Raw genomic sequence first — 15,210 nt, forward strand, 5'->3', positions numbered from 1 at the left:
GCCGCCCGAGCCGCCGCTGCCGCCGGGGGCGTTGTAGATGCCGTTGAAGGCAGCGCCGCCACCACCGCCGCCACCGCCGCCGGACGCGCCCGTGCCGGCCGTGCCGAGCGTGCCGTTGGTACCGGCCCAGCCGCCCGCGCCGGCGAGCTCGGGGGTGAACGTCGCGGTGGGGGCGTTGGGGCCGGCCGAGCCGGGCCCGCCGGGCTGGCCGGTCCCGCCGTTGCCGCCGGTCTGGTTGCCACCGCCATTGGCTCCGCCGCCGCCTGCGCCGCGGAAGCCGCCGCCCGCCCCGGAGCCGGTCACGCCGTTGCTACCGCCGCCCGCGGACGTGCCGCCGGCACCGCCGCCGCCGCCGTTGGATCCGCCGCCGCTGCCGCCGCCCGTGGCCGCAGCCTGGGACGTGCCGCAGCCGCTGCTGTTGCCGACCGTGCCGTTGCCCCCGGTCGCGCCGATCGTGCCGGTGGTCCCGACGCCGCCCGCGCCCGCGGTGCCTCCGATCGCGGTCACCCGCTGCACGGCGACCTTGGCGTTGTTGACGATCCGGAGGCCGTACGAACTGCCTCCGGGTCCCGCGGCGGCGCCCTGGAAGGTCAGCAGCTGCAGCACGACGCCGGCGTCGCCGTCGGCCATCGCGGCCTGCGGTCCACCGTTGATCGTGGTCGGCTCCGTGGTGCTGCGTGCGGCGAAGTTCGGGGTGTATCCGCCGTAGATCCCGAGGTTGGGCTCCAGCGCGAGCGACTCGGCGTAGGTGCCCGCGGCGACGTAGACATCCTTGCCGGCTGCCTTGGCGGCCGCGAGTGCGTTGGTGATCGTCTTCTTCGGGAAATCCCTGGTCCCGGAGCGCGTGTCCAGGCCGCCGCCACCGTCGACGAAGATCGCCTTGTTGAGGTCGCCGTCGATGCCGTCGCAGTTGGTGTCCTCGAACGCGAGATCCGGCTTGTCAGGCGCCCCCGGATACACGGCGGGATCGAGCGGCCGGCAGTCGGCCGGCGCCACTGCGCCGTCGCCGTCCCAGTCCTTGACCGCGGAATCGGGGCGCGCGGCGGCCCCAGATGACGCGACGATCGCCGCACACGCGGCAACGGCGGATATGGCGAGGATGCGGCGTCCTCGGCGCGACACATCAGACATCGAGACAGTCCCTTTTACTTGCCCTCCGGACTGACCGACCGTAATGCGAGCCGGGCCGCAGCGCTACCGGGACGCGCCATGTCGGCGTCGAGGCGCGCGCCTGGCCGTGCCGCTGCTGTCAGCGGAGGCGGACGGTTTGTCAGCGCACAGACCTCCAATTCCCTCACTGTTCGTCACACCTACTTTCGGAGCGACGAGGGTTCGGGTTGTCGATGCTCAGGCGTCGGTCAAGAACGGGTGGATCGGGCGGTCTTTTCGAAACGGCTCGAACCAGTTCTCAGGTTCGAGCGGGACGTCGTGCTTGGCGGCGAGTTCGCGCATCTCGTCTTCCGGGATCTCTGAGTAGTAGGCGAGGAAGTCGCCGTCTTCGAACATCAGGTCGATCAGGTCTTCGGGGTCGAGTTCGTGGCCGGCCAGCTCGGCGTTGACCTCGGCTTGGCAGAGGATGATCCAGAGGGCGATCTCTTCGCCGGTGCAGCGCGGGTAGTCCCATCGGGGTTGCGTGAGACGCCGCCCCATCTCGAAGACGCAGAGCGCGAGGTCCAACAGGAACCGGTAGGAGTAGGCGCGCCAGCTTCTCCACGGGGGAAGGAAGGCCGTGAACGGCAAGTCCTCGTAGTTGGCGAGTTCCGGCTCGAGCATCCGGATCGACTGCAGCGTCTCGTCGGTCAGGACGATCGTCGCGCTGTGGATCGCCTCGCGCTGCCACGTCTCCAACTGGCCGGCGAACGCGGCGCCGGCGAGCGGCTCGGGCACTGCCATGCGCCGAGCCTACCGCGGACATCGTCGACGCCCTGTGTGGTCCTCAGGTCTCGAACTGGTCGGAGTGGACCGTCACGGCCCACAGCACGAGGGCGTTGCACGACATCGCGATCACCGACCACACGGGGTAGGCGCCGATGGAGAGGAAGTTCATGAGGATCCCGACCATCGCGAGCACGATCGCCATCAGCACCCCACCCAGCTTGCGGGCGAACAGCAGGCCGCCGGCGACGAGCTGGACGGCGGCGACGATGACCGCGAGCCCGCCCCACGTGTCGAGCGAGGTCCAGAGCAGGCCGCTCTCCTGGAAATAGTCCTTCTTGGAGAGCGCGGTCACGCCCCAGATCAGATTGAGGAGCCCCGCGAGCATGAGGTAGGAGCCCGCGAACGCCACCCATCCGTGACCGATCGGCGGTGGCGCGTTGCGGTTCGCGTAGCGATCCGGGGCACGCGTCGCCTGCTTGGCCATGTCCAACCCTCCCGTTCGATGAATTCGACGGGAACCTCGAGCCCTCCGGGATGAGCCGACACCATCCGAGGGGGATGAGTCACGGTGTGGCTAAGGCTGCCACTGGTAGATCGTCGGGTCCGTCGGTGGCAGCGATCTCAGAGGGGCGCGACCGGTGCCGTCCGGTCACGCCGGGCGATGGAAGTCCCCGTCGCAGCGGTCCCATGCGCCGGCGCGCCGGGCCGCGGCTTGGCCGGCTGCGCTCTCGTAGCGCGCGAGACGTCCGAACGGGTTCGCGTACACGTACACCGACGCCCAGCCCGCGCGAAGCATCAGCCGGCTGAGGTCACCCTTCTCACTCGCGTCGACATAGGCCAGGGTTCGCCCGTATCGGTCGGTCGCGTCCTGACTGGGGTCGTTGACGAGCGTGACCTGCCGGCCGCGGCCGCGGCGGAATGCGATTCGGTGCATGTAGGCGCTGGCCGCCGTCCCGCCGCACTCGACAGCCACGCCCGGGCGCTTGGTCTCGGGCGTGTCGATGCCGATCAGGCGCACCGTGATCTGTCGCCCTGACGAGAGGCGCACGCGCAGCGTGTCGCCGTCGATGACGCGGACGATCCGGGCGGAGCGTTTCGCGGCAGGTGCCTGCGGCGTAGGCGTAGGCGTGGGCGTTGCGGTCGGCGTCGATGTGGGAGTCGGCGCCGGCGCGCTGCCGGGATTTGCGCTGCACGGGCATGGGAGCGCCTCGCAGGCGATGCCATCGGAATCCGCGTCGAGCCGATCCGGGTCATCCGTTGGGCCGCCGAGCGCGACGAAGTACGCCTGGGCCGCAGCCTGGGTCGCGAAGTGTCCGCAGTCGCGGTCCTGGGCCGGTGCCGGCGGCACAGCGACCACGCCGATCAGCAACACGATCACCAGCGCCGTCCACATTCGCGCGCGCCGCGACAGCGTGCCGACGATCCGGGTCACGCTTCGGCTCCTGCTGACCTCGTTGTGCACGACGCAACTGGTATCGGCGGTTCGTCGCAGTCCCTCAAGCGCAGAACGGGCGGGAACGCGCTACGCGGCTGGTCCAGCGTGGACTGCGATCTGCGCCTCGAGGTCACACAACGCGTGCAGAAACGCCTCCGAGAAGGTCGGGAATGGCTGGATCACGTCGAACAGGACGCTCAGAGAAGAGAGCGCAGAGCAGATCTCCGCGCGCTTCGGGACGCCATCTACGATCTCGCGATGCTCGAATGGCTGGGGCGTGCGGGAGCCCGCCGGCGGTTGGTGATCCTCGGCGTCTGGGCCGTGGTCGCGCTCGCTGGCGGCGTTTTCGGCGCCGGCGTCTTCGACCGCACGGAATCCGTGGATGGGGCGCACGGGCAGTCGGCGCGCGTCCAGGAGCGCCTGGATGAGCTCGCTCCCGACGGTGAAACGGTCGTGGCCGTGATCGGCGGGGCGGACTTCTACACGCCTGCGCTGGTGAAGAGCGCGACCGATGTCATGAACGAGCTGCGGACGGTGCCCGGGGTCCACGAGGTCCGTGACGCCTACACGGCGGGCGGGCTGATCGCGGGTGACAAGCAAAGCTCGCTCGCGGTCATCGAGCTCGACCCGAAGCTCGACGACGACGCGGCGCTCGTCGTGGCCGACAAGGTCGCCGCGAAGCTGCGCACGATCGACGCGCCCGAGGTGCTCGTCGGCGGCAAACTGTTGGCCGAGCGCACGTTCGCCGAGCAGGCCACGCGGGACGCGGTGCGCGGGGAGGCGATCGCGTTCGTCGTCCTCGCCGTCGTCCTGGTGCTGTTCGGCGGCGGGCTGCTCGCCGGTGCGATCCCGCTGCTCGCGGCGCTGGCGACGATCACGGGCTCACTGCTTGCGCTCAACGCGCTGGCGAGCGTGGTGGCGATCAGCGAGTTCGCCGTGAACGTCGTCACGTTGCTCGGGCTCGGGCTATCCGTCGATTACAGCCTGCTGGTCCTCGCGCGCTTCCGCGAGGAGCGCACCGCGACCCCGCACGCGCCGGTTTCCGACGTGCTGGGGCGGACGATCGCCGGCGCGGGCCGTGCGGTGCTCGTGTCCGGCCTCGCCGTCGCGATCGCCCTCGCTGGGCTGTACGTCTTCGCCGACCCGCTGCTGTCGGCGATGGCTCTGGGCGGCGTGCTCGCGGTCGGCACGGCGACGATCGCCGGTCTCACGCTCATGCCCGCGTTGCTCGCCGTCGCGCATCACCGCATCCCGTCGCCGGGCACACGCACCTGGGTCTGGCGGCGCGATCGCTCCAGCGCGCCCGGGCTCCTCGCACGGCTCGCCGCGTTCGCGCAACGCCGTCCAGCGGCGGTGGCGCTCACCGTCATCGCCGCGCTGCTCGCGCTGTCGATCCCGGCGCTCGGCCTCCAGGTGGCCGACGCCGACGCGCGCTCGTTGCCCGCGGACGCCCAGGAGCGGCTGGTGCTCGAGGCGGTGGAGCGCGACTTCACCGCAGGTCCCGTCGATCCGATCCAGGTGCTGATCGCGGCGGCGCAGACCGATCCGGCCGTCACCGGGCTGATCGAAAAGATGCGCAAGCTGCCCAACGCGAAGGACGGAATGATCCGGGATGACCTGCCGCCGTCGGTCACCGGGATCGAGGTCGACGCCGCGGGCCCCGACTCCGGCGAGCGCGCGCAGCAGCTGGTCCGCGCGATCCGGGGCCTCGACTCCTCGGTGGAGGTGCTTGTGGGCGGCGCGGCCGCCGAGCTCGTGGACGCCAAGGACTCCACGGCGCAGCGGCTGCCGCTGGCCCTGCTGGTCGTCGGCCTGCCGACGGCGCTGCTGCTGTTCGCCCTCACGCGCTCCGTGCTGATCGCACTGAAGGCGATCGTGCTGAACCTGCTCACGCTCGGGGCCGCGCTCGGCGTGGTGGCGTTGCTGCTCTCGGGCCCGCTCGACATCACGACGCCGCTGCTGCTGTTCATGTTCCTGTTCGGGCTCTCGATGGACTACGAGGTGTTCCTGCTCGCCCGCATCAAGGAGGAGTGGGACCGGTGCGGCGACAACGATCGGGCCGTGCTGAACGGCATCGCGGCCTCGGGACCGGTCGTCACGGCGGCCGCGATCTCGATCGGCGTCGTGTTCGGAGGCTTCGCGCTCGGTGAGCTGGCCGAGGTCAGGGAGATCGGCGTCGGGATGACGGTCGCCATCCTTCTCGACGTCACGGTGGTGCGCGGCCTGCTGCTGCCCGCGACGATGACCCTGTTCGGTCGCTGGAACTGGTGGCCTGGAGAATTCTGGCGCCACAGCAGACGAATGTCCTAGACCGCTTACTCGTGTCACGAGCGCTTTTGGTCGCTCTCGCGACAAAAGCGAGTGGAATTGCGTCCAATCCCCAAGTAACTTCTCATGGGAACTGACGTCGGTGTAGGAGGAGTCGCTGTTGTCCGGATTGGTTCGTCGTCGCCTGAGTAGCCGCATCGGCATGCTCGGCGTCGCAGTAGTCGTCGCGACCGGCGCGTTCGCCGGTTCGGCTTCCGCACAGGGGCTGCCGCCGCAGGAGCCCGGCGTCACCCTGCGCACCTATCAATTCGCCAACGGGCCGACGAAGACGTGCACGCTCAAGAGCGCGCAGACGCCCAACGTCGACAAGTTGATGCCGAACATCAACTGGACGACCGAAGCCGAGTTCGGCGCCAACGACAACTTCCAGTCAACCGTCCTGGCGAACCTGAACGCCGCGACGGCCGGCAGCTACGCGTTCCGCATCACGAGCGATGACGGTTCGAAGCTGAGCATCGACGGCGCGGTCGTCATCGACCACGACGGCCTGCATGGCGACACCTCCAAGGAGGGCACCGTCACGCTGACCGCGGGCTACCACGACCTGCGCATCGATTACATCGAGGCCGGCGGCGGCCAGGTCCTCAAGCTCGAATGGAAGGCTCCGGGCGCAAGCGCCTACGTGGTCGTCCCGACCTCCGTGCTCTCCACCGAGGCGGGTGTCGTGCGCGTCACCGCGCCGGGTTCGAAGTACTGCGAAGGCGCGACGGACACGGCCGGCGACGGCCTGCGCCTGGACGCGGTCAACCCGGACTACGACCTCACGAACCTCCGCCCGCCCGGCTTCGAGCCGCACGTCTCAGGCATGGACTTCCTGCCCGACGGCCGCATGGTCATGACCACCTCGGGCGACGTCAGCTCGGGCGGCTGGGTGCCGAACCCGGACTCGGGCGTGGTCTACCTCCTCGACCACGTCACGGGCGCCACGAACGCCTCCCAGGTCACCTACAAGGTGGTCGCCGACAAGCTGCGCAACCCGATGGGCATCCAGGTCATCGGCGACAAGTACTACGTCTCCGAGCGCGGCCAGCTCACCGAGCTCTCGCCCGACACCAACGGCGACGGCCTGATGGAGAAGAAGCAGCTCGCGACGTGGCCCAACGGCGGCAACTTCCATGAGTTCGCGTTCGGCCTGATCCACGACGACGACTACTTCTACATCGCCCGCTCCAACGCCATCAACAACGGCGGGGCGACCACCGACCCGCAGCCGGGCACGAACCCGGGCACGTTCATCAAGGTCAGCCGCTCGACGTGGCAGGTCTCGATCGTCGCGGGCGGCCTGCGCACGCCCAACGGCGTCGGCTTCGGCCCCGACAACGACATCTTCGTCAACGACAACCAGGGTGCCTGGCTGCCGGCCTCGAAGATGGTCCAGATCAAGCAGGACCGCTTCTTCAACCACTACACCAACCCACACGGCCCGCTCGACGACAAGCCGGTCACGCAACCCGTCCTGTGGATGCCCCAGAACGAGATCGCGAACTCGCCCTCGAACCCGGTCCTGGTCAAGGACGGTCCGTTCAAGGGCCAGATGATGTGGGGCGACGTGACCTACGGCGGCCTGCAGCGCGGCTTCCTCGAGAAGGTCGAGGGTGAGTACCAGGGCGCCGTCTTCCGCCACTCGGCCGGCCTCGAGGCCGGTGTCAACCGCACGATCATCGGCCCCGATGGCGCGATCTACGTCGGCGGCATCGGCGAGGGCGGCAACTGGGGCGAGGACAACAAGCTCCGCTTCGGCTTCCAGAAGCTCACCCCCAACGGCAAGAACGTCTTCGACTTCGCGACCATGAGCCTCGTCGACGGCGGCTTCAAGCTCACCTACACGCAGCCGGTCGGCGACACCGCGATCGCGCGCCTCAAGGACGCCTACAAGTTCGACCAGTGGCGCTACGTGCCGACGTCGCAGTACGGCGGCCCGAAGGTCGACGAGGAGTCCCTGACCGTCAAGGACGCCAGCATCTCCGCCGACAAGCTGACGGTCACCGTCCACCTCGACGGCCTCAAGCCGGGCCGCGTCGTGCACGTGCGCTCGCAGCGCCCGTTTGCGTCGAACACCGGCGAGGAGCTGTGGAACACCGAGGCGTGGTACACGCTCAACAAGCTCCCGGGCTACGTCGCGCCGGTCGGCGACGGGGCCTATGAGCTCGAGGAGGCCACCCTGCTGGGTGGCGCGAAGTTCGACACCGAGCACGCCGGATACACCGGCAGCGGCTTCGTGTCCGGCATCCAGACCGCCGGGTCGTCGTCCGTGAAGATCGACGTCAACACGGCCAAGGCGGGCGACTACCGCTTTGCGCTGCACTACGCCAACGGCCCGAACCCGTTCCAGGGCCCGAAGAAGCTCACGCTGATCGTCAACGGCACGAGCCGCACGATCACGCTGCCCTCGACCGGCACGTGGAAGACCTGGGGCTACTACCTCGACACGGTCGCGCTCAACGGCGGCGCGAACACGATCGAGTTCAAGTACGGCACGACCGACGACGGCAACGTCAACCTGGACTCGCTGCGGCTCGCCCCGGCGGGCACCACGCGCTACGAGGCCGAGTCGGGCACGCTGGCCGGCGGCGCCAACGCGCAGACCGAGCACCCGGGCTACAGCGGCCTGGGCTACGTCGGCGGCTACCAGAACCTGGGCGCCAGCACCACGCTGCAGATCAACGCGCTCGCCGACGGCGTGGCGGATGTTACGTGGGGCTACGCGAACGGGCCGAACCCGTTCCAGGGCACCAAGCGCCTGAGCCTGTACGTCAACGGTGTGTTCCAGAAGAAGGTCTCCTTCCCGGACACGGGCGCGTGGCCGAACTACCGGACGCTGAACGACAAGATCACCGTCAAGGCCGGCAACAACGCGATCCAGCTCAAGTACGACACGGGTGACGAGGCCAACGTCAACGTCGACTACCTGGACTTCAAGCAGAACGAGCCGATCCAGTGCGGGACCGTCGCCGCCAACGACACGTTCGACGGCACCACGCTGGACAAGTGCCGCTGGACGACGGTCCTCAACGAGGACGCGACGGGCTACTCGCTCGCCGGCGGCAAGCTGCAGATCAAGGCGGCCAGCGGGGACATCACCGGCACCGACGTGAGCGCGAAGAACATCGTGCTCCAGCCGGGTCCGACCAACGGCAGCTGGGCGATCACGTCCAAGGTCTCGATCGACGGCACCGACGACTACCTGCAGGCCGGCCTTGTCGCCTACAGCGGCAACTCCGCGTGGGGCAAGCTCGTGGTCATGCGCCGCCCCGGTGGCGAGTGGACGACCGAACTGGGCCGCAACAGCGGCTACCAGAACGGCCCTGCCCTGCCCGCCAACGCCCAGAAGGCGATCACGCTGCAGATGTACGCGCGTGACGGCCAGCTGCGCGGCCGCTACTCGCTCGATGACGGCACGACCTGGACCGAGGTCGGCGACGGTTTCGACATCGGCGGGATCGGCGCGCCGAGCGTCGGCGTGGCCGCCTACAACGGCACGGGTGCCGAGACCGGCACGTTCGAGGCGTTCACCGTGGGTGCGCCGCCCGAGCTGCCGGCCTCGCCGCCGTGTGCGACCCCGTTCATCCCCGAGGCGGGCTACACGGCGCTGTTCGACGGCACCGACGCGTCGCTGGTCGACTGGCAGTACGCCGGCAGCGGTCGCTTCGTCCGCCAGGACTGCACGATCAAGTCCGTCGGCGGGTTCGGCCTGATGTACACGAAGAAGGACTACAAGGCCCCGTACTCGCTCAAGCTCGAGTGGATGATGCCCGGCGACGACAACTCCGGCATCTTCGTCGGCTTCCCCGACAAGGGCACGGGCACCGATCAGACCTCCATCACCGACGGTGAGGAGATCCAGGTCGACCCGACCGACGACCCGGCACACACCACCGGCTCGATCTACGGCAAGCAGGCGGCGGACGCCGCCGCCCGCGACGCCGCGCTCAAGCCGGCCGGGCAGTGGAACGCGTACGAGATCCAGGTCAGGGCGGACCGGATCACGGTGTTCCTCAACGGCGTGAAGATCAACGACTGGGTCGACCCGGACAAGGCGCTCGGGCTCGGCCGCATCGGCCTGCAGATGCACGGCTCCGGCGACGACGTCTTCTTCCGCAACGTGCGCGTCGGCGCGCTCAACACGAGCGTGGATGCGGGCACGACGGTCGGCGGCAACGTCCCGGCGACCCTCGCGCTGAAGCTGGGCGCATCGGCCTCCTTCGGGTCGTTCACGCCCAACCTCGACAAGACGTACGAGGCGGCCACCAGCGCCGAGATCACCAGCACGGCGGGCGACGCCGCGCTGACCGTGGCCCCTGCCCCGGCATATCTGGCCAACGGGACCTACACGCTCTCGGAGCCGCTGCAGGTCGCGTTCTCCAAGGCCGCGTGGGCAGCCCCGGTGTCGGGTGACCCGGTGACGATCACGCTGCGCCAGCACATCGGCGCCAACCAGCCGCTGCGCACCGGCAGCTACAGCAAGACCCTGACGTTCACGCTGTCGACGACGACCCCGTGAGCCTCCCGGCACCGGCCGCCCCACGCGGGCGGCCGGTGCCGAGTGCAGGTTCGGCCTCGTATAGCGCGTGATCGTGAGGCGAGCGCCGTTGCGTGTGGAGGTTTGACGGCAGCGGTGCGTCCCCGCGCGAGAGCCGGGTCGTGGATGTTCAACGCACTGAGGTCAGGCACACCGGAGATCTCGGGGCCCCGGTACGCGCACGGCCGCTCGAAGGGCAGTTGCGCGGCGGCGGTCGCGATCATGCTCAACAGCATCCTGCTCGAGGGCAGTTTCAAACCTCCGAGGGTCCGGCGTGGGAAGTCGCTTCCGCGCCCGGTGAACGCCGGGCGGGGTGGTGCACATCGTCCGGCCGGGTGGGGGTTCCGTACACGCGTCATCAAAGCGTCATCTCGTCGAGGAGCGACGCATTGCCGGGCTGCCGTGCGTCGTGATCCGATCCAGGATCCAGCTGGACTCGCCCTATTCAGCCGACGGGTACGGTGGCCGTTCCGACCTACGCGTTATCTGGATCGGCTGGCGGGAAGGGCACGTCGGTCGGTTCGGTCTGTTGCGCGTAGCCGACGGTGATCGTGGTGGTCCCGCGGCGAAACGCCGGTGCGAACGTCTCAGCGCATACGTCGACACCAGCTTCGGCGTCGAGCACTCTCCGCGTGCAGCCGAGTGCGCAGATCCGCATTCTGTGACAACCACGAGCCCTTGACCTGGGTGAAGGCTGGACCGCTCGAAGCCCCCGCTCCCGTTGAGGATGCCCTGGGGTCGGAGGGCGGGGAGCGAGGGCTTCTGGCGTCAACCGCACGAGCGAGGTCAGGACCTTGATGCTCGTGGGAGGCTTCATGCAGCACAGGGTCCGTTGTGCTCTATGAAGTAGTGCTGACTCTCAAGTCAGCTGTCACTTTGAGCGGGGCCACCCTCCGAGGGTGGACGAGGATCGAAGCCAGCCCCGCTCGGCTTGAGCCCGGAGGCCCTAGCGAGGTGCCCTAGTGGGGCATCTTGGCGCACTTGGCGCGGGCCTTCGTGCGGGTCTTGCCCTGCTTCTTGTTAGCAGTCTTGACACACTTGGCGAACGCCTTCTTCTGCTTGGCCGTCACGACCTTCTTGGCGGCGGGAGCAGTGGTGATCGGCTTGGCGACGACCGGAGCGGCAGCCACCTGGCCGGCGGCGACAGGCGCAGCGGCGACGGGGGCGACGGCGACCGGGGGCGGGGTCGGGTTGGCGGGGGTCGGAGCCGGCTGCGTCAGCGGCGGGTTCACGACAACGGTGATGCTGGGATCGGGAGCCGGCGAGTTGGTGCCCGGTGCCAGCGGCAGGGCCGGCAGCTTGCCGCCCTTGTAATAGTCCTGCCACGACTTGTTCCAGGCGAAGTAGTCCGCCAGGGTCCAGGTGACCTTGCGCTTGCTGCTCGGGGCGGCGAGCGACGGGCGAAGCGTCCACGAGATCGGGAAGTCGCCCTGCGTCATGTCGGTGATGAGATTGCGCTTGTCACTGCGTGTGACCGGGTCATCGGCCCAGGCAGTGAGGTCCCCGCGCTCGCCGAACAGGAAGGACTGGCCGTCGAACGGGGTGAGGTTGAAGAACGACCACTCCTCGCCCGGCTTGTCCACATCGTTGACACGACGGGTGTCATAGTCGCCATCCGGACGTGGGAAGAGCGACACGAAGGCGGGCAGGTCGCCGTCGAACGTGGGCGACGAGAACGCGTTCGGGTCGGTAACGGTGGCGAAGGCCGAGTGGCCGTCGAACGTCGGAGCCGTGTACCACTGCGTCGTGTCGTAGCCGAAGCCGATGCGGTAGGTGTGCAGGTTGGCGATCGCGCTTACGCCGAACGCCGTCACCTTGGGCGTCAGGATCGGGCGGTTCTTGGCCGAGACCATGCCGCCCGCCTCCTGGGCGTACGGCTCGTTATCACCGGTGCCGTGGTCGGAGACGCAGACGATCGTGTCGAACGTACTGGTCGTGCCCTGCGCCGTGAAGCCGTTCATACCGGTCGCGGTCTGGCCCGGGTCGACGTCGGCGTCACTGTTGACGGTGCCGGTGTCGAACGTGTTGTAGATCTTGTAGCCAACCATGTCGGCCACGAGCACCTGGTCGACGGACGCATCCGCGTCGTCGTCTACGCTGACGTGCAGATCCTCACCGATCGTGCCGGCATCCAGCAGGCCGATGTCGATGTGGTCCGAGAGGTTCTGCGGCAGGCCGCGCTCGCCCTGGAAGCAGCCCGGTTCCAGCGTCCGGGCGTTCAGGCGGTAGGGGCTGAGGTCGTTGACGCCCGGGTCGCCCGGGAGGGCGAATGCGGGACTGGCGGTGAGCGCCATCGCGGTCGTCATGGCCGCGACAAAAGGCTTGTGCCTCATGGAGTGAAATCCCTTCACTCGTGCAATAGGACCGTCGCGCCGGCTAGAGCTCCGGGACTCTTCAGCGGACTGTGAGAGACCGTATCCGAGAGGCTGAGTGTAAGTCAGCGCATCGATGGTTTAGTTCGTCCCAAATTCCTGGTGGAGAATCATCTACATATCAAGGTAGAGGTTCCGCTACGTCCCTGCTACCGGTTTCGGTAGTGAACGCCGAAGACGTGTTCAGTCTACTGTCCGGTGACGACTGATTCGCGCAACAGTGGAAGGCAGACAGTGATCTTCGTCCCTACGCTCGGGGCCGATTCCACGCTGGTCTGCCCATGGGCGTCGTCCGCGAAGCGTTTGACGGCGAAGAGGCCGAGACCGGTGGCGCGCTCGCCCTTGGTGGTGAAGCCCGGCTCGAAGATGTGTTGCATCACCTGCGGCAGGATCCCAACGCCCGAATCCTGCACAGCGAGACAGGAGTGCGTGTCCGTCTCGTAGGTGGCGATGGATAGCTTGCCACCGTCCGGCATCGCGTCCATCGCGTTCAACGCCAGGTTCATCACTGTCGCACTCATCCGCTGCCGGCTCGCGAAGACGACGCCCTCGAAGAGATGGAGGTGAGCGACGACATGCACTCCCGCCTTTCGTTCGGAACGCAGTACGTCGGCCACCTCGCGGACGGCCGCATTCCAGGTCGCCGGTGCGGGATCGGAGTGGCGGGAGTTGACGAGAAACTCCAGCATCGAGCGCGCCCGGGAGCGGTCGGTACTCGTGCGAATGAAATGCTCCCGGCTGATTGCCAGGTCGACCGAGCCGTCGCCGGCCTCTTGCCAAAGCTCCCGTATCTGCGCGTCGAGGAAGGAGGAGACTTCCGGAAGCGTCGGATCGGTGGTACGGATGAGGGACGAGAGCACGTCCAGCACCATGGCGTACTGCTTCCCTGGATCGGGTGTGTCCGTAACGTCCACCGACACTCCGCACACACCGCGTACCTCGCCGTCTTCGGTGTACAACGCGCGCTTGCGGTCCAGGTAGGTATGTCCCTCGATGATGACGCTGAAGTCCGCCTTGCCGTCCTTCAGAGCGCGTTCGTCGGCCGCTCGAACCTGCTTGGCCACCGCGAAGTCCAGGATGTCCTCGACGGTCTTACCCAGCATCTCGACAGCGGTGAGGCCGACTCGTGCCGCGGCAACCCGGTTGCAGAGCGTGTAGCGGCCGGCCAGATCCTTGGCATAGATCGCGGCGGGCAGGCTGTCGAAGATCTGCTGGTCGGCCACAGTCGCAGGCTGGGGGCTCACGGCTGGGATCAGGTTGAGGCGCCGAGCCGCCGTGACGGCGGTCCCGATGTTGGCCACCCCCAGCTTCCGGTACGCCCCCGTCGAGTACTTGTGCACCGCGTGCGTCGTGATGCCGAGCTCGCTCGCCACTTGCTTGACCGGCGCGCCGGTCGACCGAAGCTTCAGCACCTCGAGTTCGCGAGGCGTGAGCGCCGGATGCTGCCGATCTTCTGAAATCTCGACCTCCTAGGGCAGAGATCAGTCGTCGCGAGTGTACCTCTCGAATTCCGGCGACGACACCAGAGACAAGAAAACCGCGCTGCTGCGCGGCTTTCGGAGTGGCGAGACCCGGACTCGATGGATTTGCGTAATGAGATGCCGTTCAGTGCCCGATGGGCGCGTCCAACCCTGAGCACGCAGGTCGAAGAGGTGCTCGCGGTAACGTGAGGCCGACCTTTCGGAAGCCCTCGGCTTAGCGACGTCCCGGCGGTTTGGGGGAACCCGTAGAGTGGCGGTGAGCGAGGAGCGGGCATCCGTGACCTCGTCGCCAGCACCATGTGATCGATGTCCGCTCGACTCCTCTTCTCCTTGATCGCGATCTGGCTCGGCGTCTCCGCCGTGCTGGCCGTCGCCTTGTCGTTCGTTCCCTCCGACGAGGGTGACGCGCTCGTCAGCTTCCACGACGAGACGATCACGCCCGCTCAGCTCGCCAGCGCCCGCAAGGCGGTCCTTTCAAGCCAACAGCAGCCGCTCACCCTCGACGGCCCCGACTACGCCAAATGCGTCGCCGCGCAGACCCAGCAGCTGCGCGCCGCCAAGCAACCGATCCCCGCCGCCGAAGCGCTCCGCAAGCAGTGCGCGAAAGTCGACACGCAGGTCTCCGAGCAGGCGCTCACCAGCCTCATTCAGGCGGCGTGGCTGCGCGCCGAAGCCGACGATCTCGGCATCACCGTCACAGACGCCGAGACCGCCAAAGCGTTCACCGAGCAAAAGAAGCAGGCGTTCCCCAAGGCCGCCGACTACGACAAGTACCTCAAGACCAGCGGGCGGACCGAAGCGGAGCTGCTCGACCAGGTCCGCAGCGGCCTGATCGCCCAGAAGCTGCAGCAGCACTACACCAAAGCGATCGCTGCCCCGTCTGACGCCGAACTGCGCAAGCTCTACGACGAGCAGGTCAAGACCATGCCCAAGGGCTCCACCGCCCCCGAGTTCGAGCAGGTCCGCGACCAGATCGCCCAGCAGGTCCTCAGTACCAAGCAACAGCCAGTCCTCGCCGCCGCGCTGAAGAGCATCACCGACCGCTCCCGCCCGCACACCGAATGCTTGACCGACCTCAAAGTCGAACAATGCAACGGCGTCAAACCCAAGCCGACGCCGGCGGCGCCGCAGGTCAGCGAGCAGTCCACGCCGCCCGCCGATCCGCAGGCCACGCCCACGCCCCGGTAATCGGCTTCG

The 15,210-nt window shown here is 68.2% G+C and carries 8 protein-coding genes and 1 pseudogene; 3 read left to right on the plus strand and 6 right to left on the minus strand.

The window, feature by feature from the left end:
• The 4 genes and pseudogenes from OM076_RS36910 to OM076_RS36925 form a co-directional block, all read right to left on the minus strand.
• A pseudogene (locus OM076_RS36910) lies at positions 1-1,131 on the minus strand (hypothetical protein); the annotation flags it as partial.
• Between the two features lie 216 nt (positions 1,132-1,347).
• On the minus strand, positions 1,348-1,893 hold the full coding sequence (locus OM076_RS36915) for a hypothetical protein (RefSeq protein WP_270045190.1): 546 nt from the start codon (positions 1,891-1,893) through the stop codon (positions 1,348-1,350).
• Positions 1,894-1,936: 43 nt separating this feature from the next.
• Positions 1,937-2,362 (minus strand): DUF7144 family membrane protein, encoded by a 426-nt coding sequence (locus tag OM076_RS36920; protein ID WP_270045191.1) that lies wholly within the window; start codon positions 2,360-2,362, stop codon positions 1,937-1,939.
• 165 nt (positions 2,363-2,527) lie between these two features.
• Positions 2,528-3,310 carry a thermonuclease family protein gene (locus OM076_RS36925; RefSeq protein ID WP_270045192.1) on the minus strand — a complete coding sequence of 261 codons (783 nt, stop codon included), beginning with the start codon at positions 3,308-3,310 and terminating at the stop codon, positions 2,528-2,530.
• 261 nt (positions 3,311-3,571) lie between these two features.
• Here OM076_RS36925 and OM076_RS36930 point away from each other — a divergent pair, with 261 nt between their 5' ends.
• Together OM076_RS36930 and OM076_RS36935 are read left to right on the plus strand one after the other, a co-directional pair.
• Entirely contained in the window at positions 3,572-5,623 is a 2,052-nt protein-coding gene (locus OM076_RS36930) for an MMPL family transporter (RefSeq protein WP_270045193.1), read from the plus strand.
• Between the two features lie 160 nt (positions 5,624-5,783).
• A complete protein-coding gene (locus tag OM076_RS36935; RefSeq protein ID WP_270045194.1) occupies positions 5,784-10,142 on the plus strand; it encodes a 3-keto-alpha-glucoside-1,2-lyase-like domain-containing protein in 4,359 nt (1,452 codons plus the stop codon).
• Positions 10,143-11,119: 977 nt separating this feature from the next.
• On the opposite strand, the gene OM076_RS36940 is transcribed toward OM076_RS36935, so the two are convergent.
• Together OM076_RS36940 and OM076_RS46520 are read right to left on the minus strand one after the other, a co-directional pair.
• A complete protein-coding gene (locus OM076_RS36940; RefSeq protein ID WP_270045195.1) occupies positions 11,120-12,466 on the minus strand; it encodes a hypothetical protein in 1,347 nt (448 codons plus the stop codon).
• A gap of 254 nt (positions 12,467-12,720) precedes the next feature.
• Entirely contained in the window at positions 12,721-13,992 is a 1,272-nt protein-coding gene (locus tag OM076_RS46520; protein WP_270045238.1) for an ATP-binding protein, read from the minus strand.
• A 327-nt stretch (positions 13,993-14,319) separates the two neighbouring features.
• On the opposite strand from OM076_RS46520, the gene OM076_RS36950 reads away from it, so the two are divergent.
• Positions 14,320-15,201, plus strand: coding sequence for a SurA N-terminal domain-containing protein (locus OM076_RS36950; RefSeq protein WP_270045196.1), 882 nt, complete (start codon positions 14,320-14,322; stop codon positions 15,199-15,201).
• Positions 15,202-15,210 lie beyond the last annotated feature (9 nt).

It is taken from the genome of Solirubrobacter ginsenosidimutans (assembly GCF_027587205.1).

Bases quoted from the DNA above. Each gene is read 5' to 3' on its own strand.
- OM076_RS36940 (WP_270045195.1), bottom strand. From the start codon at position 12,466: ATGACGACCGCGATGGCGCTCACCGCCAGTCCCGCATTCGCCCTCCCG.
- OM076_RS36915 (WP_270045190.1), bottom strand. From the start codon at position 1,893: ATGGCAGTGCCCGAGCCGCTCGCCGGCGCCGCGTTCGCCGGCCAGTTG.
- OM076_RS36935 (WP_270045194.1), top strand. From the start codon at position 5,784: ATGCTCGGCGTCGCAGTAGTCGTCGCGACCGGCGCGTTCGCCGGTTCG.
- OM076_RS36920 (WP_270045191.1), bottom strand. From the start codon at position 2,362: ATGGCCAAGCAGGCGACGCGTGCCCCGGATCGCTACGCGAACCGCAAC.
- OM076_RS36930 (WP_270045193.1), top strand. From the start codon at position 3,572: ATGCTCGAATGGCTGGGGCGTGCGGGAGCCCGCCGGCGGTTGGTGATC.
- OM076_RS36950 (WP_270045196.1), top strand. From the start codon at position 14,320: ATGTCCGCTCGACTCCTCTTCTCCTTGATCGCGATCTGGCTCGGCGTC.